The organism is Streptosporangium oxazolinicum, from assembly GCF_039537505.1.
GTDB lineage: Bacteria > Actinomycetota > Actinomycetes > Streptosporangiales > Streptosporangiaceae > Streptosporangium > Streptosporangium oxazolinicum.
Window position 1 is genome coordinate 275,063 of the sequence record NZ_BAABAQ010000006.1, and the last position, 26,405, is coordinate 301,467.

Genomic DNA, 26,405 nt, shown 5'->3' on the forward strand with positions numbered 1-26,405 from the left:
GCTGGTGGTGCTGGCGCTCCTGGCGCTGCGGTGGCTGCTACACGCCGTGGGGTGGGGGCGGTGGGGCAGGCGGACCGGGACGGGGACCGCCATGCTCGGGGTTGCTCTTAAAGAAGTCGAAGGGCTCACTCGTGTCCGCGTCAGGTACGTACGGTACGAGCGGCTGCGCATCGGGGTGGGCTGCGCGCCCGCCACCGATGTCGGCAAGCTTGTGGCCCGGCTGAACAGGGACGCGGTGGGGAAGGTCCGACGGGCGCTCGGGGAGGTAGAACTCGGCGTGGTGGTTCGCCTGCACGTCCGCCGCCGCTGACCCGCCGTACCCCGGCCGTTCGGCCGTCACGCCGTACGCCGGGCGCTCACCCGTCGCGCCGTACGCGCTGCTTCCGTAGGGGGTGTTTTCGTACGCCTGCCCGTCGTACGACCCGTGCGCCGTTTCCCGGACGGGGCTCGCGTACACCGGCCGTTCGGCCGTCGCGCCCTGGAACGGGTCCTCGTCGCCGGTGCCCTCGTACGGCGGCTCCTCGTCCGGTTCCTCGGCCGCGGGCGTGTTCCTCTCCTCGTGCCTGACCCCGAAGGCCAGCCCGGCGGCCAGGCAGACCAGGGGAAGGGCGGGGACGACGTAGCGGTGGTCGAAGGCCGCGATGAAGGGCGGCAGGATCAGCAGCATGGTCCCCGCCGCCCAGGGCAGCAGCACCACGCCGCCGAGCCGCCGCAGCCGCGTCAGCACGCCGACCAGGCCGACCAGCAGGATCACCGCGAGGTACGGGCCCCGCACGAAGGCGTACTCCTGGTAGTCGCGCAACCAGCCCGCGTACGGTTCGGCCATCACCGGCGCTCCCGACGAGCCCTGGTAGGCCACGGTCAGCTCCTCGGCGGTCCTGCCCTGCGAAGCGGCCCCCGAGGTGAAGGGGCGCACGGTGTCGGGGAAGACGTAGGCGCTCTGCGGACCGGGAGCCGGGTAGACGCGCCGGGTCCAGTCGAAGATGTGGGCCGCGTCCTCCAGGCCCGCCCGGAGGAAGTCGAGCGGCTGGGCCATGATCGCCCGGGTGGCGAAGGCGCCCGCGAGCGCGTCGCGCTCGGCCCAGCTGCCCTTGACCTTGTTCAGCGGCGACTCGCCGTCCCAGATGTAGACGGGTGGCGCCGCGCGCTGTCCCAGCGGCTCGACGGGGCACAGGGCCGCCTCGGGCCCGGTCGGCTGGATCTTGGCGCAGTCGGCGAAGGTCATCGTCCGCGCCCAGAGGAAGGTGTTGCCCCTGGTCAGCCCGAAACTGCCGTGTTCGGCCCTGAACCAGGCCGCGTACGAGCCCAGGCCGAGCGCGGCGGCCAGGGTCGCGGCGACGACCGCCCGCCACCCGGCCCTGCGGATCACCATGCAGACCAGTGCCACGGCGATCAGCGGCAGCCCGATCGTGCGGGTGACGGTCGCCACGGCCAGTAGCGCTCCGGCCAGCGCCGCGACCCACGCCGAGGGGCGCCGCCGCCACAGCAGCAGCGTGACCGCGAGCACCGCGAGGAACTGGAAGAGCAGGTCCGCCATGACGAGGTGTTCGAGCTGGATCTGGTAGGCGTCCAGCAGCACCGGCAGCGCGGCGAGCGTCGCGCCCCACCCGGGCAGCCCGCCCAGCCTGCGCAGCAGCAGGTAGACGCAGACGGCCACGACCAGGCCGAGCAGGTGCTGCACCGCGACCACCGCGGGAATGCTGGACAGTGGCTTGAGGATCCACAGGAACAGCGCGTAGCCCGCCGGACGGGACTCCAGGGGGCGGGGGGCGAGCCCCGCGTTCAGGTAGACGAAGGAGTCGGCCCAGAACCACAGGGCGGGCCGGTAGCCGAGCATGGCGAGGACCCGCAGGCCGCCACCCGCCAGCAGGGCGGTGACGAAGAGCCAGTGCGACCCGAGGAAGCGGAGCATCCGCAGGGGGCGGGAGGGGTTCGTGGAGCGCTGGGAGCGATGGGAACGGCTCGCCGGGTGCGTTCCCGTTACCACCGCGACCTCCCGAGTCCCGCGCACATGGCCACCCAGCATAGGCGCGGGATCGGAGAAGCTCGCACGTCATGCGAAATTTGATAGCGATCGGGTTGTATGTCCCCGAAGCCCCTCTTCTCGCGTGCTCCCCAAGGACTCTCGGGAGCCACTCCCGTTCGAGGGACCTTCGGGCGTCGGGGACCGCTCCCGTTCAAAAGCCCCCCGGAAGCCGGAAAGCGTTCCCGTTCAACGGACCCCGGGAACCGTCTCCGTTCAAGACACCCCTGAAGCCGGGGAACCGCTCCCGTTCAGCACTCGATGACGTTCACCGCGAGCCCTCCCCGGCTGGTCTCCTTGTACTTGTCGAGCATGTCGCGGCCGGTGTCACGCATGGTCTTGATGGCCTTGTCCAGCGAGACGAAATGGCGGCCGTCGCCGCGCATCGCGATCCTGGCGGCGGCGATGGCCTTGATCGAGGCGACCGCGTTGCGCTCGATGCACGGGATCTGCACCAGGCCGCCGATCGGGTCGCAGGTCAGCCCCAGGTTGTGCTCGATGCCGATCTCGGCGGCGTTCTCGACCTGTTCGGGGGTCCCGCCCATCACCTCGGTGAGCCCGGCGGCGGCCATCGAGCAGGCCGAGCCGACCTCGCCCTGGCAGCCGACCTCGGCGCCGGAGATGGAGGCGTTCTCCTTGAACAGCACGCCGATCGCCCCCGCGGTCAGCAGGAAGCGGATCACGCCCTCGTCGTCGGGGTCCTCGGTGAAGCGGTCGTAGTAGGTGAGCACGGCCGGGATGATGCCCGCGGCGCCGTTGGTGGGCGCGGTGACGATGCGGCCCCCGGCGGCGTTCTCCTCGTTGACCGCGAGGGCGAACAGCGAGACCCAGTCCATCGTCTGCAGCGTGTCCTTCTCCTGCGACTCGCTCCGCAGCTGCCGGTGGAGCTGGTGGGCGCGGCGGCGGACCTTCAGGCCGCCGGGCAGCACGCCCTCCTTGCCGATGCCGCGCTGTACGCACTCGCTCATGACCTGCCACAGGACGAGCAGCCGGTCGCGGATCTCGGCCTCGGTACGGCCGAAGGCCTGCTCGTTCTCCAGCATCAGCCCGGAGATCGACAGCCCGGTCTCCGCGCACTGGGCGAGCAGCTCCGCGGCCGTGGTGAAGGGGTACGGCAGGACGGTGTCGTCGGGTTTGATCCGGTCGGCGCCGGTGGCGTTCTCGTCGACGACGAAGCCGCCGCCCACCGAGTAGTAGACCTTCTCGCGGATCGTCTCGCCGGACTCGGACAGGGCGGTGAAGCGCATGCCGTTGGGGTGGCCGGGGAGCGAGACCTTGCGTTCGAAGACGAGGTCCTCGCCGATGACGAAGGGGATCTCGCGGGAGCCGTACAGGGAGATGGTGCCGGACTCGCGCATGGCGGCGAGCCGTTCGTCGACCGCGTCGACGTCGACCAGCTCGGGCTTCTCACCGGACAGGCCGAGCAGCACGGCCTTGTCGCTGCCGTGGCCCTTGCCGGTCAGGCCCAGCGAGCCGTACAGGACGGCGCTCACCCGGGCCGTCTTCTCCAGGAGCCCGTCCTGGTGGAGGCCGCGGGCGAACTTGTGGGCGGCGGCCATCGGGCCGCCGGTGTGCGAGCTGGACGGGCCAATTCCGATCTTGAAGAGATCGAAGACGCTGATCGTCATCTGAATCCTTCCAGCGTGGACGGCCACGCGCGCCCGAGGACGCGCGTGGCCGTGACGCGAGGGGGGAGAGGCTTAGGACTCACCCGAGGTGAGCGCGGCGTACTCCTCCGGCGACAGCAGGTCGTCGGCGGAGCCCTCAAGACGTACGCGGAACAGCCAGCCCTCGCCGTAGGGGTCGCTGTTGACCAGCGAGGGGTCGTCCACGACGGCCTGGTTGACATCAACGATCTCGCCGCTGACCGGGGCGAAGATGTCGCTCACCGACTTGGTCGACTCGACCTCGCCGACGGCGTCACCGGAGGTGACCGTCGAGCCGGCCTCGGGGACCTGCACGTAGACCACGTCGCCCAGCGCGCCGGCGGCGTAGGCGGTGATGCCGACGGTGAGGGTCAGGCCGTCATCGATGCCAGAGATCCACTCGTGTTCCTTGGTGTAGTGCAGTTCCTCGGGAATGCTGCTCATTTTTTCCTCCTGTAGAAGGGCAGTGCGACGATCTCGACCGGCTCGTGGCTGCCCCTGATGTCGACGGCCAGTCCTGACGATTGGCCGTTGTCCACGTAGGCCATGGCGATGGGTCTGCCCAGTGACTGGGAGGGCGCCCCGCTGGTGACCTCACCGACGACCGCGCCGTCACCGGCGACCACCACCGGATACCCGTGCCGGGGCACCCTGCGGCCGGACGCGATCAGGCCGACCAGGCGGCGGGACGGCGAGACCTCCCTGAGGGGTTCGAGGGCGGCCCTGCCGACGAAGTCGCCCGGCTTGTCAAACCTCACCACACGGCCCAGCCCGGCGTCGAACGGGGTGAGGCCGGACGACAGCTCGTTGCCGTACAGCGGCATCCCGGCCTCCAGCCTGAGGGTGTCGCGGGCGGACAGGCCCGCGGGGATCAGGCCGTGCGGCGCGCCCGCCTCGGTGAGGGCGGCCCAGACCGGCTCCGCGTCCTCGGCCGCGACGAACAGCTCGAAGCCGTCCTCGCCGGTGTACCCCGTACGGGCGACGAGGGCCTCGCGGCCCGCGACGACGGCGGGCAGGCCCGCGTAGTACTTGAGCCCGTCGAGGTCGGCGTCGGTGAGCGAGCCCAGGATCTCCGCGGAGCGCGGGCCCTGGACCGCGACCAGCGCGTACCGCTCGGAGCGGTCGTCCACCGCGGCGTCGAAGCCCTTGGCGCGATCGGTCAGCTCGGCGGCCACCCGGGGGTAGTTGGAGGCGTTGGCGACGACCATGAACTCGGCGGGGGCGAGCCGGTAGACGATCAGGTCGTCCAGCACGCCGCCCTCCGGATCGACGATCATCGTGTAGCGGGCGCGGCCGGGCTCCAGCGCGGAGAGGTGGCCGACCAGCGCGTAGTCGAGGGCTTCGGCGGCCTGCGGCCCGGTCACGAAGATCTCCCCCATGTGGGAGAGGTCGAACAGGCCGGCCGCCTGGCGGACCGCGTTGTGCTCGGCCGACTCGCTGCCGTAGCGGAGCGGCATCAGCCAGCCCGCGAAGTCGGTCAGCGTCGCGCCGAGGGACTCGTGCACGCCGCGCAGCGGCGTAGGTCGGGACATGTGCGCACCTCAGACAAGGGACAGATGAGAGCATCCTCCCCCTCTGTCGTGGGTGCCTGAGAGTTTCATCCGGGTTTTGCCGGACTTTCACCTTCGGCGAGGCCGTGGGACCTGCTTTCCAGAGGGCACCTACCCGCACGGTCCTTTGCCTTGAGAGGTTCGCGGGGAGGGCTTGCTCCTTCAGGGGTCCTGGCCTGGGTGATCAGGACGCTCTCCCGCACGGGATTCATCGGTGTCACCGGCCAGCCTAACCGCCCGCACCGGCCGAGCGAAATCCCCTCGCGGCACCGATCCGCGCCGGTCAGGGGGTGGCGTGCCGGACCAGTGCCTCGAACAGAGCGGACTCGCCGTCGGTCTCGGGGTGCCACTGGACGGCGAGGGCGAACGGGTGGTCGTCCAGCTCCACGGCCTCGATCGTGCCGTCCTCGGCGTGGGCGGTCACGGTGAGGCCCCCGGCGAGCCGGTCGAGGGCCTGGTGGTGGTAGTGGGCCACGTCCACGGTCTCGGTTCCGAAGATCTTCGAGGTCCGGCTGCCGGGGGCGAGCCACACCGGCATCCTGCCGTAGTGGCCGGGGGCCGGGGCGTGCCCCGGATGGCCGACCACGTCGGGCAGGTGCTGGTGGAGGGTGCCGCCCAGCGAGACGTTCAGGACCTGCATGCCCCTGCAGATCCCCAGGAAGGGCAGGCCCCGCTCCAGCGCCGCCCCGACCAGCCCCAGCTCGGCGTCGTCGCGGAACGGCCGGACGTAGCCGGTCCGCTCGTGCGGCTCCTGCCCGTACCGCTCCGGGCCGACGTCCCCGCCACCGGCCAGGATCAGCCCGTCCAGGCGCCCCGTCAGCGCCGAGGGGTCGCCCGCCGGGGGCAGGATCACCGGCTGCCCGCCCGCGCGGGCCACGTGGTCGACGTAGTCGTACGGCAGCAGCGCGGTGGTCGTCTCCCAGACGGTGAACCGCGCGGGCTCGACATAGCAGGTGATGCCGATGACGGGACGGGACATGATCTCCTGTCTTGCTCCTGTGCGGGAACCGGGCGCCACGAGGGGAGCCCATACCTCCTCCTCGCACGGTACCGACCGGGGCGGGACACGCCGGGGCGACACGCGCGAAGAAAGCCGCGAGGGGCCGCGACGGGGTCTCCGGGGGTCTACAGGGGTCTCCGGGGGGCGACGGTGGGGTCTACAGCGGGGTGACGTACGCGCCGGAGATGCCGCCGTCCACCAGGAACTCGGAGCCGGTGATGAAGCTGGCGTCGTCCGAGGCGAGGAACGCCACCGCGGCGGCGATCTCGGACGCCTCGGCGAAGCGGCCCACCGGGATGTGCACCAGGCGGCGCTGCGCCCGCTCGGGGTCCTTGGCGAACAGCTCCCGCAGCAGCGGCGTGTTCACCGGCCCCGGGCACAGGGCGTTCACCCGGATGCCCTCGCGGGCGAACTGCACGCCCAGCTCACGGGACATGGCCAGCACCCCGCCCTTGGAGGCGGTGTAGGAGATCTGGCTGGTCGCCGACCCCATCACGGCCACGAACGACGCGGTGTTGATGATCGACCCCTTGCCCTGCCGCCGCATGTACGGGATGGCGTGCTTGCAGCACAGGTAGACCGAGGTGAGGTTCACCTCCTGGACCCGGCGCCAGGCGTCGATGCCGGTCTCCAGGATCGAGTCGTCGTCCGGTGGCGAGATGCCCGCGTTGTTGAACGCGATGTCCACGCTGCCGTAGGTGTCGAACGCGGTCTGGAAGACCCGCGTGACGTCGTCCTCATCGGTCACGTCGGCCCGTACGAACAGCCCGCCGACCTCGTCGGCGGCCTTGGAACCGGTCGCCTCGTCCAGGTCCACGCACACGACGCGGGCGCCCTCCTCGGCGAACCGGCGCGCGGTGGCCAGGCCGATCCCGCTTCCCGCGCCGGTGATGACCGCGACCCGGTCCTGCAAACGAAGCATCGCCTCTACTCCTCGGAAATGAAGACGTTCTTGATCTCGGTGAAGGCCGACAGGGCGTCGGGACCCAGCTCGCGGCCGAGGCCCGACTGCTTGAAACCGCCGAACGGGGTCCAGTAGCGGACACTCGAATGCGAGTTGACGCTGAGGTTGCCCGCCTCGACCGCCCTCGCCACCCGCAGCGCCCGGCCGACGTCGCGGGTCCAGATGGACCCGCTCAGGCCGTACGGGGTGTCGTTGGCGATCCGCACGGCGTCCGCCTCGTCGTCGAACGGCACCACCGACACCACGGGCCCGAAGATCTCCTCGGTGAACGCCCGGTCGTCGGCCGACCCGGGCGTCAGGACCGTCGGCGGGAACCAGAACCCCGGCCCCGACGGGCACGTGCCCCGCAGGTGGGGCGGCTCGGTGACGAAGGAGGCCACCCGCTCCCGGTGCTCGGCGCTGATCAGCGGGCCCATCTCGGTGGCCTCGTCGCGGGGGTCGCCGACCTTGACGTCCAGCACCGCCTGCCCGAACCGGGCCAGGAACTCGTCGTGGACCGAGCGCTCGACCAGGATCCGGGACCGCGCGCAGCAGTCCTGGCCCGCGTTGTCGAACACCGCGTACGGCGCGGTCGCCGCGGCCCGCTCCAGGTCGGCGTCGGCGAAGACCACGTTGGCGCTCTTGCCGCCCAGCTCCAGGGTGAGCCGCTTGACCTGCCCGGCGCACGTGGCGGCGATCTCCTTGCCCACCTCGGTCGAACCGGTGAACACGATCTTCGCCACGCCGGGGTGCCCGACCAGCCGGGCGCCCGCCACCTCCCCGGCCCCGGGCAGGACCTGCAGCACCCCCTCGGGCAGACCGGCGGCCAGGGCGAGCTCGGCCACCCGCAGGGCGGTGAGCGGGGTCCACTCGGCGGGCTTGACGATCACGGTGTTGCCCGCGGCCAGTGCCGGGGCCACCCCCCAGGTCATGATGACCATCGGGAAGTTCCACGGCACGATCACGCCGACGACGCCCAGCGGCTCCCTGAAGGTGACGTCCAGCCCGCCCGGCACCGGGATCTGCAGGCCGTGGTTGCGCTCGGGCGCCCCCGCGTAGAAGTCGAGCACGTCGGCGACGTTGCCCGCCTCCCAGCGGGCGTTGCCGATCGTGTGCCCGGAGTTGGCGACCTCCAGCAGGGCGAGCTCCTCGGCGTGCTCGCGCACCAGCGCGGCGAAACGACGCAGCAGCCGGGCCCGGTCTCCCGGGCCGACGTTCCGCCAGGTCGCGAAGGCGCGTCTGGCGCGCTCCACCGCCCTGTCGGTCTCGGCGGCGTCCGCCATCTCGACCTCGGCGACGGCCTCTTCCGTCGCCGGATTTATGATCTTCACCTTCACATCCGTTCGAATCCTCGGAACAGCTCCCAGTCGGTCACCGCCGCGTCGAAGGCGGCCAGCTCGACCCGGGCGTTGTTCGCGTAGTGCGCCACGACGTCCTCGCCGAAGGCGGCCGTCGCGAACGCGGAGCCCTCCCAGAGCTCCAGCGCGCCCCGCAGCGTACTCGGCACGGTCTCCGCGCCCGACGAGTAGGCGTTCCCCGTGAAGGCGTCCTCAAGCGGCAGCTCGTTCTCGACGCCGTGCAGGCCCGCCGCGATCAGCGCCGAGACCGCCAGGTAGGGGTTGACGTCGCCGCCGGGCACCCGGTTCTCGATCCGCAGCGAGGGGCCGTGGCCGACCAGGCGCAGCGCGCACGTCCTGTTGTCCACACCCCACTTGACCGCGGTGGGGGCGAAACTGCCCGGCACGTACCGCTTGTAGGAGTTGATGTTCGGCGCGTACAGCAGGGTGAGCTCGCGCGTCAGCGCGATCTGCCCGGCGATGAAGTGCTCTCCCGTCGCCGACAGGCCGTGTGGTCCGGAACCGGCCATGACCGGCTCCCCGTCCGCGTCCCTGAGCGAGATGTGGATGTGGCAGGAGTTGCCCTCGCGCTGGTTCGGCTTGGCCATGAAGGTGATCGCCATGCCCTCCTGGGAGGCGATCTCCTTGGCGCCGTTCTTGTAGATCGAGTGGTTGTCGCAGCTGGACAGGGCCTCGCCGAAGCGGAAGGCGATCTCGTGCTGGCCGAGGTTGCACTCGCCCTTGGCCGACTCGACGTACATGCCCGCGCCCTCCATGCCGAGCCTGATCCTGCGCAGCAGGGGTTCGACCCTGGCGGTGCCGAGGAGGGAGTAGTCGACGTTGTAGAGGTTGGAAGGCGTCAGGTCGCGGTAGCCGCGGCGCCAGGCGTCCTCGTAGGTGTCGTTGAAGACGACGAACTCCAGCTCGGTCCCGACGAAGGCCCCCCAGCCCCGCTCGTCCAGCCGGGCGAGTTGCCGTCGCAGGATCTGGCGCGGCGAGGCGGTCACGTCGGAGCCGTCCTCCCACACCAGGTCGGCCATCACCAGGGCGGTACCCTCCTGCCACGGCACGCGGCGCAGGGTGGACATATCAGGTTTCATGACAAAGTCGCCGTATCCGCGCTCCCACGACGACATGGCGTAACCGTCGACCGTGTTCATGTCGACGTCGACCGCGAGCAGGTAGTTGCAGCCCTCGGAGGCGTGCCGCACCACCTCCTCCAGGAAGTAGCGTGCCGACAGACGCTTTCCCTGGAGGCGGCCCTGCATGTCGACGACCGCGAGCAGTACGGTGTCGATCCGCCCTGCCCGCACCTCGTCATGAAGCTCGGGGACGTCCACATGCCCTCCTCGTCGGGGGTCTTATTGGGCTAGTGTCAGACCATTGACGTGTAGCGGGGGGAGCCTTGTCAAGGGCCGGAGGAGATAATTGGACGAGGTGTCGCGGTTGACGGCCGTGCTGCGGCCGGTGCGCGCGGGCAACGCGTTCGAGGAGACGGTGGAACGCCTGCTCCAGGTCATCAAGCTGGGACTGGTGTCCGAGAAGCTGCCGCCCGAGCGGGAGCTCGCCGCCCAGCTCGGCATCAGCAGGGTCACCCTGCGCGAGGCCATCCGCGAGCTGCAGGAGGCGGGCTACCTGGAGGTGCGCCGAGGCCGGTACGGCGGCGCCTTCCTCACCTACGCCCCGCCGGACCCGCACCGGGACGACCTGCGCCGGGCCGTGGTCGAGATGGGCACCGACGACCTCTCCGACGCCCTCACCTTCAGGATGGCGGTCGAGTGCGGCGCGGCCCAGGTGCTCGCCGCCACCCCGCTGACCCCGGAGCGGCGCGAGATCCTGCGGGAGAGGCTGCGCGAGGTCAACTCGGCCGGCCCCGGCGACTACCGCCGCCTCGACACGGCCTTCCACCTCGCCATCGCCGAGCTGACCGGCTCCGCCCTGCTCGCCGGGGTCTGCGCCGACGCCAGGCTCCGGGTCGCCGACCTGCTCAACGCCATCCCGGTGCTCCAGCGCAACATCGAGCACGCCGCGGTCCAGCACCAGGCGATCGTGACGGCCATCCTGGCCGGTGACCCGGAGGCCGCGCGCCGCGCCGTGGCCGAGCACCTGGAGGGGACGGCGGCGCTGCTGAGAGGGTTCCTCGCCTGACGCGAGGCGCGCCCCGTACGGGACGGGGCGTGGGTTTCCGCTCGGCGCGAGGTGTGTCCTGGACGGGTACGTGGGAGGCCGGGCACCCGGGAACACGAGGGTCCGGGGCCGATCCACCGGGGAACGGGGCACCTGGGGGCCGGGCGCCTGAGAACCGGGTGCCTCGGGGCCGGGCGTCTGGAAAACCGCCGTGCCGCCGTGGTTCCCGCGCCTGCCGGAGGGCCTCCCTCGCATAGCCTGAGGAACGGTGGGGGATTTGTTCCGAGAACGGATCATGGACACAGGACGGCTGCCGCTGTTCTGTTTCTTCGTCGCGCTCATCGTCGTCTTCCTGCTCACCAGGATCAACGTCCGGCTCATCCGCGCCAAGATCGGCTGGTTCGGCGACGTCAACGTCGGGGAGATGCACATCCACCACGTGGTGTTCGGCGTGGTGCTGACCCTGCTCGGCGGGGTGTCCGGCCTGATCGTCTCGGGGGTCTCCGAGGGCTGGTACGCGGTGACGGCGGCCGTCTTCGGTGCCGGTGCCGCTCTGATCCTGGACGAGTTCGCGTTGATCCTGCACCTGCACGACGTCTACTGGGAGGAGGAGGGCCGCGCCTCGGTCGACGCGGTGTTCATCGCCGTCGCGATCACCGCCCTGCTCCTGATCGGCCTGCGCCCCCTCGGCTGGGAGGACTACGACAGCGAACCCCGGGCCACGTGGCTCACGGTCGGCTTCATCGTGGCCAACCTCGTGCTCGCCGTGATCACGTTGCTCAAGGGCAAGATCTGGACGGGGCTCGCCGGGCTTTTCGTCCCGATCCTCCTGGTGCCCGGCGCGGTACGGCTGGCCCGACCCGGATCGCCCTGGGCCCACTGGTTCTTCGCGCCGGACTCCCGGAGCCCGCAGCCTCGCAAGATGGCCAGGGCCGAGGGCCGCGAGGAGCGCTGGCGACGCCCGGTGATCCGCGGCAAGATCGCCTTCCAGGAGTTCCTCTCCGGCCGCCACGACCTCCCCTCCACCCGTCGCCGTTCCCGCCGCTGAGCCCGCGCGCCCGGTGGACCTCGGGCGAATGACGGGCATACTGGGGGACGTGAGTACGCTTCCGTCCCGATGGGACGGCGTGGAGCAGCGCGTCCCCGAATCGCTGGCCGACCTGCGCGGCCCGGCGACGGGGAAGGTCGCCCTGCCCGTGCACCTCGGCTGGTCCGGGCTCACCGAGTTCGACCTGGTGAACCCGTTGCTGCGGATGAGCCTCTACCGTACGGTCATCACCGGCGGCGGCCGGTCCGACGCCGAGTCGTATCTGAACGCCGAGCTCCTCGTGGCCGACTGGCCGACCCTGCGCCGGGGCATCGGGCCGAGCTACCGGAGGGCCTGGGAAACCAAGATCGCCGCTCTGGGGTGGGGACCTGACACCGGGATGGGGGCCGGGATGGGCTGGAGCACCGAGGCGGGGGCCGGAGTGGGCTGTGACACCGAGGCGGCACCGAGGCGGGGGACGGACGCCGTGACCCCCGGGTGGGAGCGGTGATCCTGCCGCCCTTCCAGCAGCGGATGCTGGAGGCCGCGCTGCCCGCCTGCACCCGGTTCGGGCTCGTCCTGGCGGGCGGTTACGCGATGAACGCCCACGGTTTCACCGAACGCCCGAGCAACGACCTCGACTTCGCCACCGCCGCGGAGACGCCGCTGCCCGAGGTCGCTGAGGGAATGGCCGAGGCGTTCAGGGAGGCCGGGCTGGAGGTCACCCTGACGGAGGTGACGCCCCGGATGGGCCGCCTCGTGGTCAGCGACCCGGTGACCGAGCAGAGCTGTGAGTTCGACCTGCTCAGGGAGGCGTTCCAGCGGCAGCCCGTGATCGTCGGCGATGTCTCCGTCGTCTCCCTGGACGACGCGGTCGGCCTGAAGATGCGCGCTCTGCACGAGCGCAGCCTCGCCCGCGACGTCATCGACATCGCCTCGGTCTCCCACCTGTACGGATTCCGGGATCTCGAACACCTCGCCCGCCTGCACAACGAGGAGTTCGAGCTCGCCGAGCTGGTGATGCGGCTGGAGTTCGTCGACCTGATCGCCGACGAGGACTTCGAGGCCTACGGCGTGGACGGCGAGCAGATCATGGAGATCCGCCGGTTCGCCTGCGCCTGGGTGGAGGACATCGGTCTCCGCCGCGCCGAGGAGGGCGACGTCGACTACGACGACGTTCCCGACCCCGACTGAGGAAGCCTGGAACAGGGGCGCCGGCTATGCCGGAAGGTGACGTACGGCGACGCCTCACATGTGCCCACGTTGGTCGCGGCCGCCAAGCTCAGCCGGGCTTTCTCCGCTGCTCTGGTTTCCGGATCCGGAAGGCCTCGGGGATCGGGCCGATGGTGAGGCCGGGGACCCGAGAGGGACGGGAAAGCTCGTGGGACGCATATTCGGCCGTGCGCCGGGCAGTCGGAGGTCCTCTCTGCTGAAGGGTGCTGATCATGGGTCTCATGGAGAAGCTCAACCTGCGCGAAATGAAGGCCAGGGCCAAGCTGAAGCTGGCCGACCGGACGGGCAACCGCCGGAAGGTGGCCGAGGCCAGGACCGAGGAGGCCGAAGCGAAGCTTCTGAAGACCCAGGACGAGATCCTGGAGACCGTCGCGGAGATGCGCAAGGAGTACGGCGCCCGCCGCCGCTGACTCCCACCCCGCCGCACCGAATGCCGGTGTCCCGCCGAAGGGCTCCCCAGGAGTCGACTCCGGATCGGCGGGACACCGACGGTGGCCCGGCGGGGTCACCTGGAGGGGCTCAGAGGGGCACTCAGAGGGAGCCCGTGAGTCCTCGCAGGGCCAGTCCCAGGCCGAGCAGGACGACGAGGGCGGCGGTGCCGACCGGGGCGAAGGCCGAGACGCGGGCTGAGACGCGGGCCGCGAGGCCGCCGCCCGCCGTGGCCAGGCGGTCGAGCCGCCCGGTGAGTTTGACCAGGAGCAGTCCGGTGGCGGTGAGCGTGCCCGCCATCCCCACGCCGTAGGCCAGGACCAGCGCGATCCCGAACCAGGTGCGGCCGAGCGCGATCGCCCCGAGCAGGACGACGAGCGCCGAGGGGCTGGGTACGAGCCCCCCGGCCACCCCCATGCCCACGAGCCCGCCCTTCCAGGGCGCCGCCTTCTCGCTCTTCTCGCCGCCGGTGGGAGCGGTTTCTTCGGTGGGAGTGGTTCGGTTGTTTTGTGACCATACGGCCTCCTCGCCGGGAACGGTTTCCTCCCGCTCCAGCAGCGCCACGGCACGCCCCTCCTCGGTGAGCCGGTCGTGCCCGTGCCCGTGCCCGTGCCCGTGGCCGTGACCGTGACCGAAGTGCTCATGTCCGTGGCCGTGACCGTGACCGAAGTGCTCATGTCCGTGGCCATGGCCGAAGTGGCCGTGGCCGTGCCCGTGGGACGGGGCCTCGCCCGTGCGGTAGGCGCGCCAGGCGGACAGCAGCAGGTGAACGCCCACGGCGGAGATCAGCAGGCCGCTGGCGAGGCCGAGCCAGGCGAGGACCCCCTCTCCGGTGAGCGCGGAGAAGGCGCTCAGCAGGAGGCCGACCACGATGACGCCCAAGGTGTGGGTGGCGGTCACGGTGGCGCCGACGACCAGCGCGTCACGGGGACGGCCCCTCCTGCCCGCGAGGTAGGCGGCCATGACGGTCTTGCCGTGACCGGGGATGAGGGCGTGCCCCGCGCCCAGGACCGTGGCCAGCAGGACGGCGAGCAGCCCCAGCGGCAGGGTGGGCGAGTCGGTGCCGATCAGGCCGATGAACGTACGGTCCAGCGCGGCCAGCGCGTCGGCGATCGGCCCGTCGGGGACGAACGGGAGCGTGACCGCCACCGATCCGGTCCCCGGGGCCACACCCAGCTCGGCGGTGCGCTGGTCGAGCGGGCTGGACAGCAGGCCGTCCGGGTAGGCCCGCAGTTCCCGGCTGGCGCTCGTGCCGGGCACGGACGAGCGCGCCAGTCGTACCCCTCCCGCCGCCACGGCCGTGATCTCCCGCCAGCCGATCCGGTCGGCGAGGTATTCGTCGCCGAACGAGATCGTCCCGGTCCCCCGAAGAGGGGCGGCGACGGCGGAGAGACGGCAGGTCAGGCGGGTGGTCTCCAGGCCGCCCTGGCCGGGTTCGTAGCCGAAGGCGCTCTCGGCGACGCGCCAGGGTGTCGCGGTCCCGTTCACCGCCAGGCGCTGCGCGGAGGCGAGCTCGGCGCAGCGGGCGGTGCCGTACGCCGACCGTTCGGCGTCCGAGATCGTGCCCGAGCGGTCGGCGTCCACCGAGAGGCGAGCCTGGAGGGTGGGCAACTCGGCGCTGTCCACCACCGCCAGGTTCTCCACCAGGTCCTTGCCGATCCGCAGGCCGTTGTAGTGGTTGACGGTGAAGTTGCCCAGCGGGTGCGCGACCCGCGCGCCGGTCGTAGTCGTGGTGGCCGTGCCAGTGGCGGTCGCCGTGCCAATCGCGGCCGTGGTCGCGATGGTCGTGCCGGTCGTGGTGGCGGCGGACGGGGGCGCGAGGAGGATGAGCGCGCACACCGCGACCGCCACGACCGGGAGGGCCGCGCCGAGCACCGCGCGCGGCACCCGCGCGAGCCTCGACGGCCTCGTTGGCTTCACCGGCCTCGACGGTTTCGGAGACCTCGACAGAGACCTCGGTGACTTCATCGGCCTCGACGCCTTCGCGGGTTCGCGCGGTGTCGTTGGTTTCTGGACCTCTGTGAGCTTCATGACAACCTCGCGAGGGCGGGCAGGCCGGGAGAGAAGGAGGGGTTGGCCGCGCGGGCGCGGGCGGCGGAGCGCCTCGCCTCTCCGGTCAGGCCCAGGGCACGTTCGATCTCCGCGCGGTGGTGCAGCAGGAGGGCGTTGCGCCAGCCGGTGTCGGTGGCTCTCCTCGCGTACGGCAGGGCCTCGCGGCTGCGGCCGTCGCGGTGCAGGGCCCAGGCCAGGGCGTCGGCGGCGACCACGTTCGGGTTGCGGGCGTACTCGGCCCGCGCGTGTGTGACGGCCAGTGCCGGAGAGCCGTGGTCCGCCTCGTACTCGGCCCAGGTCAGATCGTCCCGCACCCCGGCCGCCCGCATCAGATCCCGCTGTGCCCGCAGCAGGGCCCACTGTTCGGAGGGGTCCCTGCCCGCGGCGGCCAGCACCTCGGCGTACTCGATCACGTACTGGGCCAGGGGCAGCCGCGCGACCACGGTGGCGTAGCGGTCGATCGCCTCGGCCGTGCGCCCGTCGAGCGCGGCGGCCCTGGCGCTCCCGGCGAGGGCGGGGACGAAGCCGGGGTCGGCCTCCAGCGCGAGCCGGTACTGTTCGGCGGCGCCGCGCAGGTCACCGGAGTGCAGGGCCAGCTCGCCCAGGTAGTGGCGGCAGTAGGCGACGTCGGCGGGGGAGAAGGCGTCGGAGAGCGCGTGTTCCAGCATCCGGCGGGCCGTCGCCCGATCGCCCCTGAGTTCGGCGTCGTAGGAGGCCCGAGTGAAGGCCGCGACACCGGGACGGAGCTCCATCATCCTGTCGACGGCCCGCCCGGCCTCCCCGTACCGGCCGAGCTGGGTGTAGGCGTCGGCCAGCACCGCATGGGCGTCCAGGCCGTAGGGGTTGGCGGCGACCGAGGAGCGGGCCAGCCGTACGGCCTCGGCGAACTCGTGGCGCCCGGCGGCGAGCGCGGCCAGGCCGCTGAGCACCTCCGGGTCGCCGGGGCTCAGCGCGGAGGCCCTGGCCAGCGCCTCCTCTGCGCGCGGGTAGGAGGACGGGTCGGCGGTGACGCGCGCCTGCTGGACGTAGGCCGCGCCAAGGCGCGCCCAGGCCAGGTGGTCGGCGGGCAGCCGCCGGAGCCGGTCGGTCAGCGCCCCGATCGCGCCGTCGAGGGAGACGGCGGAGGCGGGTGTCCCGGCGAGCTCCACCCGGGCCGGGGCGGCGGTGGCTGGCGCGGGCCGGTCGCCGGGGATCAGCGCCGCCCCGAGGGTCAGCGCCGCGGCCAGGCCCAGCACGGCCGCGGCGGTACGGGCTTTCGCGGAAGTCTTCATGGTCGGCATCCCTCCGGTCGGCACGGGAGCGCGCGGTCGCGCGGGGCCGGGCGGAACCCGGCCCCGCGCGCCCGCGTCAGCTCGCGTTCACCGACGTGTTGCCCGGCAGCGGGATGTACGGGAACACCGTGCCGAACGACTTGTCGTTGGCGTCGACCTTGTCGCCCGCGGCCAGCGCGTCGACGAGCTTGCCGGTCTGCGCGGCGCCCGCCATCGCCTGGAGAGCGATGTCGATCACGTCGTCACCGAGGCGGCGGCCGTTCGGGAAGCCCTGGAGGTCTCCGGCGAGCACGCCGAGCCTGTTCGGGGTCGCGGCGGGCGGGATCGCCATGTTCAGCCGCAGCATCTCCGACGGGCGCAGCTTCCCGGCGTCCTTGTTGAGGCTCTGCGAGTTGAGGTCGGCCTTGATCGGGCCGTTCTCCTTGGCGATGCCGGTGAGGAAGATCTCGACCAGGTCGTTGCGGGGCGTCTTCGGCGCCTTGAGACCGTAGATGGCCTCCAGGAGCTTGGGCACCTCGGGTTCGGTGACGCGCTTGACGACGGCGGGAACCCCGGCGTCCTGGTCCGGCGGCAGGGCGTTGAAGGCGTCCTTCAGCCCGGCTGGGACCACGACCTCGTTGACCAGCGGCTGGCCCAGGCGGGAGACCTGGACGTAGCCCTTCGGGCTCCACTTGTCGACGGTGGACCAGACGCCGACGACGGGGTTGCGCTTCGGGTCGCCGCGCAGCGCGATCTCGTCCTTGGGCAGCTGGAGGGCGAGGCTGTGCACGTTGTAGCCCTTGAGCGTGTCCTGGCCGACCTCGGACAGGTCGCCGCCGTACAGCAGGTCGAAGACCCGCAGGTCGGCGAAGAACGCCTCGTCCGACTGCCCGGCGAAGACGTTGCCCCCGCCGGGGAGCTTCTTGACGGCCTGGGCGCGCAGCGCGCCATAGTCGGGAATGGAGGCGGGACCGGTGTTGCTCGGCGCCACCACTCCGTTCGCGACCAGGGTCCTGGTGCCGTGCGCGGTGCTCCTGGTGAGCTTGTACCGCTGCCTGAACAGCAGGTTCTCGTCGTTCAGCGAGGTGATGGGGCCGTTGTTGTACAGGAAGGTGCCGTTGCCGCGCCGGTCCTCGTTGCGGAACGTCCACTGGTAGACGACGTCGGGCTTGGCGTCGCCATTGCTGTCGATCTTGATGTTGTAGCGGGAGTTGGTGTCGAACTGGTAGAAGTTCGGGCCGCCGTTCGGCTCCTCGAACGGGATGAAGTTGGCCAGCAGCGTGACGGTGCCGGGCTTGTCGGGACTGACGAACGCGTACACGTCCGTGTTGTCGTTGCGGGGGTCACCCGCGATCATCGGCGCCTCGCGGTGCGAGGAGGCGGTGCCGGTCTCGGCCCTGAGCAGGGTGAACGAGGAAACGGTCAACGCCCCTATGACGCCCATGCCGATCAGGGCGCGCCGGTTGATCCGGAGCTCCATGTCAGTTGGTCCTTTCGGCCGCCGGTCACGGTGTGACCGGCCGTGGGTACGGGGGAGGAAGGATCCGGCCGGATTCCTCGGCGCCCATTCGCCGCCGTGGCCGCCCCGGATTGGTCCTGGGGGAGATGAGTTTTCGCTGCCTCATTTATCGATTCATCAGGGGAAATGGGCGGTAACGCCTTTTTGGTACTGATCTCGTCGTCGGACTCCTGGCTCCCGTACAGACCCCGGCCGATCCGAAGAGGACGTCGCCTTGGCGTCAACCTGTATTGACAGTGTCGATGGCGTCAACTTATGTTGACGCCATCGACTTTCGCTACAAAACAGGGCGAGACGCTCGGGGTGGGCTCATGCGCGGTAGACAGAAAAGGCAGCCGGAGGCCGATCGCGTCGATTGGGAAGGGAACACGTTGCCGGGGGTCACATTGACGGACGACACGGGGCAGGGAGACGCGGGATCAGAGAGGACGGGACCGGGAGACGCGGAGCCGGGGGACCCGGTGCCCGAGACCGCGTCCTGGCGGTTGCTGGTCGCGTACATACGGCCCCATCGAGGGGTCCTGCTGCTGGGCGGGGCGCTCAGCCTCCTCGGCTCGCTGGCCGGGCTGGCGATGCCGCTCCTGGCCAAGACGGTCATCGACGCCTTCGGCGAGCAGCGTTCCCTGCTCGGCCCGGTGCTCGGCCTGACCGCCGCCGTGCTCCTGGGCGCGGCCATCGGCGCGCTGGGCAACTACGTGCTGGAACGGATGGGCGAGGGCATCGTCTTCTCCGCCCGCCGCGGCCTGGTCGACCGGATGCTGCGGCTGCGGGTGTCCGAGGTCGACCGGCTCAAGCCGGGTGACCTGATGTCCCGGGTGACCTCCGACACCACGCTGCTGCGGGCGGTGTTCACCAGCGGCGTGGTCGAGACGGTCAGCTCGCTGTTCATGCTCGTGGGCGCCGTGGTGATGATGGCGCTCATCGACGGGCTGCTGCTGCTCATCACGCTGGGAGTGCTGGTCGTGGTCGGCGGGTTCGTCAGCCTGATCATGCCCCGCATCCGGCGCGCCTCGATGCAGGCGCAGGTCGCGGTCGGCGAGATGGGCGCGGTCCTCGACCGGGTGCTCCAGGCGTTCCGTACGGTCAAGGCCAGCGGTGCCGAGGAGCGGGAGATCGCCTCGGTGAGCGAGGCGGCCCGCGAGGCGCGCGACCGGGGGGTCGCCGTCGCCTGGCTGGCCTCGATCGCCGGTGTCTCGGCGTGGGTCTCCGCGCAGCTGGCCTTCGTGGCCGTGCTCGGCGTGGGCGGCGCGCGGGTCTCCTCGGGCGCGCTGGAGGTCTCCTCGCTGATCGCCTTCCTGCTGTACCTGTTCTACCTGGTCGCCCCCATCGGCCAGCTGGTCCAGGGCTTCACCCAGGTGCAGAACGGCCTGGCCGCGGTGAAGCGGATCCGCGAGATCGAGGAACTGCCCGCCGAGGAGGCGGACGGCGCGGTGTACGAGGTCGGCACGGCCCCGGCCGGGGTGGTCTTCGAGGGCATCGCCTTCCGCTACGGCGACGACAGGCCGGTCGTCCACGACGACGTCTCCTTCGAGGTGCCCGCGGGCGGGCTGACCGCCCTGGTGGGGCCTTCGGGGGCGGGCAAGTCCACGGTCTTCGCCCTGCTGGAGCGGTTCTACGAGCAGCAGGCGGGGACGATCACGATCGACGGCCGCGACATCGCGGACTGGCCGCTCGCCGAGTTGCGCGCCTGCCTCGGCTACGTCGAGCAGGACGCGCCGGTGCTGGACGGCACGCTCAGGGAGAACCTCGTCTTCGCCGCGCCGGGTGTGGACGAGGCCGACATCTGGCGGGTGCTCGCCCGCACCCGCCTGGAGGACCTGGTCTCCCGGCTCCCCGAGGGGCTGGAGACCCGGGTCGGCCATCGGGGGATCATGCTCTCCGGCGGCGAGCGCCAGCGGGTCGCCATCGCCCGCGCCCTGCTGCGCAGTCCCAGGCTCCTGCTGCTCGACGAGGCCACCTCCCAGCTCGACGCGGTCAACGAGCTGCGGCTCCGCGAGGTGATCGCGGAGGTGGCGGCGGAGACGACCGTGCTGGTGATCGCCCACCGCCTCTCCACCGTGGCCGGGGCCGACCGGATCGTGGTGATGGAGGCGGGCCGGGTGCGGGCCGTGGGAACCCACGACGAGCTGCTCGCCGGCGACCCCCTCTACCGTGAGCTGGCCGCCACCCAGTTCCTGCTGCCCACCTAGACCTGCGGTCACCGGCTCGGTTGGGTAAATTCATATCGTCCATAAAGGAATAATTCGGGCATCGGGTCGAGGGGCTGATTCGCCGTCCGGCGAACCGGGAATCCCCGCCTGTGCGAAGCCTCTCCTTCGCATCGGAGCGCCCATCGGGCGCGCGCGCCGCATTCGATCACCCGGTCCCGTCCGTGCGGGACGAGGATCGGGGCGTGGCGATCGTTACGGCTACCACCGGGGGTGCCACGGGCGTGCTGCCCGGGGCACCCCCTTTTCCGGGTTGACCTGTAGCCTCCGGGTGACCAAATATGAATACGTTCATTCATTCCTGAGGGGGAGGTCGGGCATGTCCGGCAGCCGGATTGTGCGCGCGCCGCGCGGCACCACGCTCACCGCCAAGGGGTGGCCGCAGGAGGCGGCGCTCCGCATGATCCAGAACAATCTCGATCCCGAGGTCGCCGAGCATCCGGAACAGCTCGTCGTCTACGGCGGCTCGGGCAAGGCCGCCCGCGACTGGCGCTCCTTCGACGCGATCACCCGTACCCTGACCACCCTGGAGGGCGACGAGACGCTGCTGGTGCAGTCGGGGCGCCCCGTCGGGGTGTTCCGCACCCACGAGTGGGCGCCCCGGGTGCTCATCGCCAACTCCAACCTGGTGCCCGACTGGGCCGACTGGGAGGAGTTCCGGCGCCTGGAGGCCGCCGGGCTGACCATGTACGGGCAGATGACGGCCGGTTCCTGGATCTACATCGGCACCCAGGGCATCCTGCAGGGTACCTACGAGACCTTCGGGGCCGTGGCCGCCAAGAGGTTCGGCGGGAGCCTCGCCGGGACGATCACGCTGACCGCCGGGCTCGGTGGCATGGGCGGCGCCCAGCCGCTGGCGGTGACCATGAACGGCGGCGTGGTGATCTGCGTCGACTGTGACCCCAGGTCGATCGACCGGCGGATCGAGCACCGCTACCTGGACGTCCGCGCCGCCGACCTCGACGAGGCGCTGCGTCTGGCGTACGAGGCCCGCGACCAGCGCAGGCCGCTGAGCATCGGGGTCGAGGGCAACGCGGCCGAGGTCGTGCCCGAGCTGCTCCGCAGGGGCGCCGAGATCGACGTCGTCACCGACCAGACGTCCGCCCACGACCCGCTGATGTACCTGCCGGTCGGCGTGGCCTTCGAGGACATGGCCGACGAGCGCGAGAAGGACCCGGCGGGCTTCACCCGCAGGGCCCGCGAGTCCATGGCCGCCCACGTGGAGGCCATGGTCGGTTTCCAGGACGCCGGGGCCGAGGTCTTCGACTACGGCAACTCGATCCGGGGCGAGGCGCGGCTCGCGGGCTACACCCGCGCGTTCGACTTCCCCGGCTTCGTGCCCGCCTACATCCGGCCGCTGTTCTGCGAGGGCAAGGGCCCGTTCCGCTGGGCCGCGCTGTCCGGCTCCGCCTCCGACATCGCCAAGACCGACCGCGCGATCCTGGAGCTGTTCCCCGACAACGAACCGCTCGCCCGGTGGATCCGGCTGGCCGGGGAGAAGGTCCACTTCCAGGGCCTGCCCGCCCGCATCTGCTGGCTCGGTTACGGTGAGCGCCACCTGGCCGGGGAGCGGTTCAACGACATGGTGGCCTCGGGGGAGATCGAGGCCCCGCTGGTGATCGGCCGCGACCACCTCGACTGCGGCAGCGTCGCGAGCCCGTACCGGGAGACCGAGGGCATGGCCGACGGCTCCGACGCGATTGCCGACTGGCCGCTGCTGAACGCCATGCTCAACGTCGCCTCCGGCGCCGCGTGGGTCTCCATCCACCACGGCGGCGGCGTCGGCATCGGCCGTTCCATCCACGCCGGGCAGGTCACCGTCGCCGACGGCACGAAACTCGCCGGGGAGAAGCTCAACCGGGTCCTCACCAACGACCCCGGCATGGGCGTCATCCGCCACGTCGACGCCGGATACGACGAGGCCGTCACCGTGGCCGGGGAGCGGGGTGTCCGCGTCCCGATGCGTGAGTCCTGACGGGAGGCGCGCCCTGCCCGGCGCCCGTCTGGTTCGCGTGCCGCGTCCCGACGCCCATGCGAGCCCTGACCGGGCGCGGGTCACGGCGGCCGGACCACGTCATCCGCCGCACAGCCCGTGCGAGTCCACGGACCGGGGGACACACGGTTACCGGCTGGGGCGTAGCGGCGCCGGTTCGCGTGCCGCGTCCCGATTCCGGGCGCGAATCCTTCCGGTGCCGCTCACTCCCTCCCGCCCGGGTGTATGAACGACAGCGGGGCGGGGCGGACGGGAGGGGAATGCTCGTGGGTGTTCGAGCGGTTGGAGGGGGCGTGGGTGACGGACTCGACCGGCTTCTGGAGGGGCGGCGGCTGTCGCCCGTGCAACGGCGGATCGCGCGCTATCTGGGTGACCACCTGTCCGAGGCCGTCTTCCTGTCCAGCGTGGAGCTGGCCGACCGGGCCGGGGTGAGCCAGCCGTCGGTGACGCGGTTCGCGATGGTGCTCGGCTTCGCGGGATACCCCGAGCTCAGGCAGGCGCTGCGGCCCCTGGTCGTGGGCGGCAGGAGGCCGTCGCGGGCCAACGACCTGCAGACCGCGATCGACGTGGAGATCGACAACCTGCGGAGCGTGCGCGACGCGCTGAGCGACCCCTCCGACCTCACGGAGCTGGGCGCCAACCTGGCGGGATGCGAGCCCCTGCCGGTGCTGGGCCTGCGGGTGTCGAGCGGGCTGGCCACCACGTTCGCCTACTTCGCGCGCCGGATCCACCCCGACGTCCGCCTGCTGACCCACGGCGGCTCCGAGCTGGCCGACGGCCTGTACGCCGCGCGCCGGGCGGGAGCGGGCTGGCTGGTCGCGGTGGTCCTGCCCCGCTACCCGGCCGAGGCCGTGCAGGCTCTGCGCGGCGCCCGCGACCTCGGCCTGCGTACGGCGGTGATCACCGATCGGCGGGACGTGCCCTTCGAGGCCGACGTGATCCTGCCCGCCCCCGTCGGCGAGCGGCTGGTCTTCGACTCGCACGCGGGACCGCTCGCCCTGGCCATGGTGCTGGTGGAGGCGATGGCCGACGCGGCGCCGCTGCGCACCCAGGCCCGGCTGGACGAGTACGAGCGGATGATCGACCAGGCCGGGGTTTTCACCGAGCAGCTCGACTGACGGCGCGGCAGACGCCGCGTCACCTTAGGGCCTGTTTTGTGGATCTTTTCGCCTACCGCGGTTGCCCAGGCGGCGCCCCGCGGCGTTGTCGTCGTCGCCCATAACTCCGTTATGAACTCCTCCTCCGCCTTGCGGGGCATCCACCTGGACGATCCTCGCCACGGCGAAGACCCACAAAACAGGCCCTAACCCGCGAGTCGTTTCATCGAGCTGACCGACCAGCGCAGGCTGATCGCGGACAGGACCAGGATGAGGCCGAAGGCCAGCGGGATCGAGCCGTCGGAGAAGTCGCCGTCGAACAGCGCCCGGCCCGCCTCGACCGCGTGGTAGAGCGGGTTGAACTGCGCGACCGCCCGCATCCAGTCGGGGGCCAGCGACATGGGCAGCATGATGCCGGTGAGCAGGATCAGCGGCATCGCGAAGAACTGCATGATCTGCGACATGCCGTTCTCGTCGCGCAGCGCCAGCGCCATGCCGTACGACAGGCCGGAGGCGAGCAGCCCGGTGGCGGCCATCAGCACCAGCATGACCGCGAGCCCCGGCAGACTGGCCCGCATGCCCATCAGCGTGGCCAGCGCGATCACCAGCAGGGCCTGGACGACCAGCACGATCATGTCGCGCAGGGTGCGGCCCAGCACGATCGCGGGCCGCCAGACGGCGCTGACCGCGAGGCGCTCCAGGTAGCCGTTGCGGATCTCGTTGATCATGCCGAAGCCCACGAAGAGCGAGCCGAACAGGGCGACCATCATCATCACGCCGGGCGTGAACATCCGCAGCGTGTCGCCCATGGTGCCGCCCGCGCTGGTGTTGGCCACCAGCGGTGCGAAGAGGAGCAGGTACAGAACGGGCTGCATCAGGCCGAACAGCGGCCAGATGGGGTTGCGCAGGGTGCTCCTGAGCTCGTAGCCCAGGAACAACATCGTGTGTCGGAGCACGGGGGGTCCTTGTCGTCCTAGTTCGCGTCGCGCAGGGAACGGCCGGTGTGGCGCAGGAAAACGTCGTCGAGCGTGGCCCGGTCCAGGGAGATCGACCGGATCGGCAGCCCCCCGGTCTCCAGGACGCGAAGCAGGGCGGGCAGGTTGTGCTCCCCGTCGTCGAGGTAGGCGCGCAGGACGTCTTCCTCCCTTTCCTCCTCGCGGACCTCCCTGACGTACGGCTCGGCGTCGAGGAGCGCCCGCGCCTCGGAGGCCCGGTCGAGGCGGAGTGTGACGACGTCGCCCGCGACCTCCTTCTTGAGCTCGGCGGGGGTGCCCTCCGCGACGACGCGGCCGTGGTCGATGATGACCAGCCGGTCGCAGAGCGCGTCGGCCTCCTCCAGGTAGTGGGTGGTCAGCAGCACGCTGGTGCCCCGATCGCGCAGGGATCGCACCTCATCCCACAGGTTGGCGCGGTTCTGCGGGTCGAGACCGGTGGTGGGCTCGTCGAGGAAGAACAGCGGCGGGTGGTTGACCAGGCCGACGGCGAGGGCGAACCTGCGTTTCTGGCCGCCGGAGAGCGTCCGTACGGGACGGTCGGCCAGCTCGGCCAGGTCGAAGGCGGCCAGGAGTTCGTCGCTTCGCGCCTTCGCCCGCGCGCGGGACATGCCGCCGATCCTGGCGGCGAGGACCAGGCCCTCGCGGCCGGGGGAGTTCTCGTCCACCCCGCCCCCCTGGCCGACGTAGCCGATCTTCTCTCGTACCCTGGCCGCCTCGGTGACCACGTCGTGGCCCGCCACCCGTGCGGTGCCGGAGGTGGGGGTCACGAGGGTGGCGAGCATCCGGATCGTGGTGGTCTTTCCCGCGCCGTTGGGGCCGAGGAAGGCGAAGATCTCGCCCTCGGCGACGGACAGGTCGACGCCTTTGACGGCCTCGACCTCCCGGGGGCCGTCTTTGCCGCGCCTGGTGGTGAAGGTCTTGCGCAGGTCGTGCGCTTCGATGATCATGACTCTCCGTCGTGGGGGGAGGGGAAGAGTTTCGGGGAACCGCGGTGGAGGCTCAACCGGATTTCCGGGCCGGCGATCGTCCTCGGCCCCGGGGGCCGGGCGGGGCGGGGTCTCAGGGCAGTTTCCCGGCCCTGACGTCGGCGACGGACGCCTCGATCCAGTCGAGCTGCGCCTGGAACTGGCGGATGTTGAGCCGGAGGCACTCGTCGATGTGCCGGGGGGCTCCGTAGCCCTGCTTGCCGCCCAGCGCCCGCCCCATCATCGAGATGGACGCCCGCAGCTGCTCGGCCCTCGCCTCCATGGCGTTGACCAGGTCGGCAGGCGGCAGGCGGTCCATGAAGGTCAGGGCGACCTGGAAGGGGTCGACGATCGGCCTCACGAACCACCAGCTGTTCATCAGCTGCTGCTGGAAGTCGGCCCGTCCGGCCTCGGTGATGCCGTAGACCGTCTTCCCGCCCCTGCCCTGCTCGATGATCTCCAGCAGTCCCTCCTCGGCCATCTTGGCCAGGCCGTGGTAGATGGAGCCGTAGGCCACGTTGGCCCAGCTGTCGGCGCCCCACAGCTCAAGGCGGCGCCGTACCTCGTAGCCGTGCAGCGGGCCGTCGAGCAGCACGCCGAGCAGCAGGGTCCGGGTGGAAGACATATGCAAATTTGTATTCAAATTTGAGTACAGTGTCAAACGTGCGAGAGATCAGGCGTGACGACGACGGTGCCCTCATGGGCTTCGTCCGCCCGGCGGGCGGAGGCTGGGAGCCCCTGACCGTGTTCGGTTACCCGCCGGGGGAGCCCTCCCCGGAGGAGGAGGCGCTGGAGGCGGTCCACCGGTCCGGGCTGGAGGTGCTGACGCGGCCCTGGTGGTTCCTGGAGGACGGGAGGTGGTACCGGTGCGTGATCGTGGAGGCGGCGGCCGACGCGGTCAGGATCCGGCCGGACGACGCCGGCTACCCGCGCGAGGACGTCCTCGCGATGACGCTGGAGCACCCCGGGCCGGAGACGTTCCGTCCCGGGTCAAGGTGATCGTCATGCCCGA

At 71.3% G+C, this 26,405-nt stretch carries 23 protein-coding genes and 2 riboswitches; of the genes, 9 read left to right on the plus strand and 14 right to left on the minus strand.

Going from position 1 to position 26,405, the window contains the following annotated elements:
• Positions 1-37 precede the first annotated feature (37 nt).
• The 8 genes from ABD817_RS18765 to ABD817_RS18800 all read right to left on the minus strand — a co-directional run bounded on the left by ABD817_RS18765 (position 38) and on the right by ABD817_RS18800 (position 9,839).
• Positions 38-1,987 (minus strand): hypothetical protein, encoded by a 1,950-nt coding sequence (locus ABD817_RS18765; RefSeq protein ID WP_344919263.1) that lies wholly within the window; start codon positions 1,985-1,987, stop codon positions 38-40.
• Between the two features lie 287 nt (positions 1,988-2,274).
• A complete protein-coding gene (locus ABD817_RS18770; protein WP_344919264.1) occupies positions 2,275-3,651 on the minus strand; it encodes an L-serine ammonia-lyase in 1,377 nt (458 codons plus the stop codon).
• A 72-nt stretch (positions 3,652-3,723) separates the two neighbouring features.
• Positions 3,724-4,113 (minus strand): glycine cleavage system protein GcvH, encoded by a 390-nt coding sequence (gene gcvH, locus ABD817_RS18775; protein WP_344919265.1) that lies wholly within the window; start codon positions 4,111-4,113, stop codon positions 3,724-3,726.
• Positions 4,110-5,201 (minus strand): glycine cleavage system aminomethyltransferase GcvT, encoded by a 1,092-nt coding sequence (gene gcvT, locus ABD817_RS18780; protein ID WP_344919266.1) that lies wholly within the window; start codon positions 5,199-5,201, stop codon positions 4,110-4,112. Before gcvT ends, gcvH begins: the two co-directional genes overlap by 4 nt.
• A 33-nt stretch (positions 5,202-5,234) precedes the next feature.
• A riboswitch (glycine riboswitch) is annotated at positions 5,235-5,329 on the minus strand.
• Positions 5,330-5,429, minus strand: a riboswitch (glycine riboswitch).
• 73 nt (positions 5,430-5,502) lie between these two features.
• Positions 5,503-6,198 carry a gamma-glutamyl-gamma-aminobutyrate hydrolase family protein gene (locus ABD817_RS18785; RefSeq protein ID WP_344919267.1) on the minus strand — a complete coding sequence of 232 codons (696 nt, stop codon included), beginning with the start codon at positions 6,196-6,198 and terminating at the stop codon, positions 5,503-5,505.
• Positions 6,199-6,376: 178 nt separating this feature from the next.
• Complete coding sequence (locus ABD817_RS18790; protein WP_344919268.1) at positions 6,377-7,141, minus strand: 3-oxoacyl-ACP reductase; 765 nt, start codon at positions 7,139-7,141, stop codon at positions 6,377-6,379.
• Between the two features lie 5 nt (positions 7,142-7,146).
• Positions 7,147-8,493 carry an aldehyde dehydrogenase family protein gene (locus ABD817_RS18795; protein WP_344919269.1) on the minus strand — a complete coding sequence of 449 codons (1,347 nt, stop codon included), beginning with the start codon at positions 8,491-8,493 and terminating at the stop codon, positions 7,147-7,149.
• 2 nt (positions 8,494-8,495) lie between these two features.
• The gene (locus ABD817_RS18800; RefSeq protein ID WP_344919270.1) at positions 8,496-9,839 is read right to left on the minus strand and encodes a glutamine synthetase family protein; all 1,344 of its coding nucleotides are present in this window, start codon (positions 9,837-9,839) and stop codon (positions 8,496-8,498) included.
• Positions 9,840-9,927: 88 nt separating this feature from the next.
• On the opposite strand from ABD817_RS18800, the gene ABD817_RS18805 reads away from it, so the two are divergent.
• From ABD817_RS18805 to ABD817_RS18825, 5 genes are all read left to right on the plus strand, one after another.
• Positions 9,928-10,647, plus strand: coding sequence for a FadR/GntR family transcriptional regulator (locus ABD817_RS18805; protein WP_344919271.1), 720 nt, complete (start codon positions 9,928-9,930; stop codon positions 10,645-10,647).
• A gap of 274 nt (positions 10,648-10,921) precedes the next feature.
• On the plus strand, positions 10,922-11,674 hold the full coding sequence (locus ABD817_RS18810; RefSeq protein ID WP_344919272.1) for a hypothetical protein: 753 nt from the start codon (positions 10,922-10,924) through the stop codon (positions 11,672-11,674).
• A 49-nt stretch (positions 11,675-11,723) separates the two neighbouring features.
• Positions 11,724-12,164: a hypothetical protein gene (locus ABD817_RS18815; RefSeq protein WP_344919273.1), complete on the plus strand. Its 441-nt coding sequence runs from the start codon at positions 11,724-11,726 to the stop codon at positions 12,162-12,164.
• On the plus strand, positions 12,161-12,847 hold the full coding sequence (locus ABD817_RS18820; protein WP_344919274.1) for a nucleotidyl transferase AbiEii/AbiGii toxin family protein: 687 nt from the start codon (positions 12,161-12,163) through the stop codon (positions 12,845-12,847). The genes ABD817_RS18815 and ABD817_RS18820 overlap by 4 nt, the downstream gene beginning before the upstream one ends.
• A gap of 260 nt (positions 12,848-13,107) precedes the next feature.
• Positions 13,108-13,296, plus strand: coding sequence for a hypothetical protein (locus tag ABD817_RS18825; protein WP_344919275.1), 189 nt, complete (start codon positions 13,108-13,110; stop codon positions 13,294-13,296).
• Positions 13,297-13,417: 121 nt separating this feature from the next.
• On the opposite strand, the gene ABD817_RS18830 is transcribed toward ABD817_RS18825, so the two are convergent.
• From ABD817_RS18830 to ABD817_RS18840, 3 genes are all read right to left on the minus strand, one after another.
• On the minus strand, positions 13,418-15,235 hold the full coding sequence (locus tag ABD817_RS18830; RefSeq protein ID WP_344919276.1) for a nickel/cobalt transporter: 1,818 nt from the start codon (positions 15,233-15,235) through the stop codon (positions 13,418-13,420).
• A gap of 107 nt (positions 15,236-15,342) precedes the next feature.
• Positions 15,343-16,638 carry a tetratricopeptide repeat protein gene (locus ABD817_RS18835; RefSeq protein ID WP_344919277.1) on the minus strand — a complete coding sequence of 432 codons (1,296 nt, stop codon included), beginning with the start codon at positions 16,636-16,638 and terminating at the stop codon, positions 15,343-15,345.
• A 76-nt stretch (positions 16,639-16,714) separates the two neighbouring features.
• The gene (locus tag ABD817_RS18840; protein WP_344919278.1) at positions 16,715-18,097 is read right to left on the minus strand and encodes a DUF4331 domain-containing protein; all 1,383 of its coding nucleotides are present in this window, start codon (positions 18,095-18,097) and stop codon (positions 16,715-16,717) included.
• A 500-nt stretch (positions 18,098-18,597) separates the two neighbouring features.
• On the opposite strand from ABD817_RS18840, the gene ABD817_RS18845 reads away from it, so the two are divergent.
• The 3 genes from ABD817_RS18845 to ABD817_RS18855 all read left to right on the plus strand — a co-directional run bounded on the left by ABD817_RS18845 (position 18,598) and on the right by ABD817_RS18855 (position 23,454).
• Positions 18,598-20,325: an ABC transporter ATP-binding protein gene (locus tag ABD817_RS18845; RefSeq protein ID WP_344919279.1), complete on the plus strand. Its 1,728-nt coding sequence runs from the start codon at positions 18,598-18,600 to the stop codon at positions 20,323-20,325.
• A gap of 337 nt (positions 20,326-20,662) precedes the next feature.
• Positions 20,663-22,318 carry a urocanate hydratase gene (gene hutU, locus ABD817_RS18850; RefSeq protein ID WP_344919280.1) on the plus strand — a complete coding sequence of 552 codons (1,656 nt, stop codon included), beginning with the start codon at positions 20,663-20,665 and terminating at the stop codon, positions 22,316-22,318.
• Between the two features lie 311 nt (positions 22,319-22,629).
• Positions 22,630-23,454: a MurR/RpiR family transcriptional regulator gene (locus ABD817_RS18855; protein ID WP_344919281.1), complete on the plus strand. Its 825-nt coding sequence runs from the start codon at positions 22,630-22,632 to the stop codon at positions 23,452-23,454.
• Between the two features lie 185 nt (positions 23,455-23,639).
• Here the strand turns inward: ABD817_RS18855 and ABD817_RS18860 are convergent, their stop codons facing one another.
• From ABD817_RS18860 to ABD817_RS18870, 3 genes are all read right to left on the minus strand, one after another.
• Positions 23,640-24,389 (minus strand): ABC transporter permease, encoded by a 750-nt coding sequence (locus tag ABD817_RS18860; RefSeq protein WP_344919282.1) that lies wholly within the window; start codon positions 24,387-24,389, stop codon positions 23,640-23,642.
• A gap of 17 nt (positions 24,390-24,406) precedes the next feature.
• Positions 24,407-25,375: an ATP-binding cassette domain-containing protein gene (locus ABD817_RS18865; protein WP_344919283.1), complete on the minus strand. Its 969-nt coding sequence runs from the start codon at positions 25,373-25,375 to the stop codon at positions 24,407-24,409.
• Positions 25,376-25,487: 112 nt separating this feature from the next.
• Positions 25,488-26,018, minus strand: coding sequence for a PadR family transcriptional regulator (locus ABD817_RS18870; RefSeq protein ID WP_344919284.1), 531 nt, complete (start codon positions 26,016-26,018; stop codon positions 25,488-25,490).
• A 38-nt stretch (positions 26,019-26,056) separates the two neighbouring features.
• On the opposite strand from ABD817_RS18870, the gene ABD817_RS18875 reads away from it, so the two are divergent.
• Positions 26,057-26,392 (plus strand): hypothetical protein, encoded by a 336-nt coding sequence (locus ABD817_RS18875; protein WP_344919285.1) that lies wholly within the window; start codon positions 26,057-26,059, stop codon positions 26,390-26,392.
• Positions 26,393-26,405: the final 13 nt, after the last annotated feature.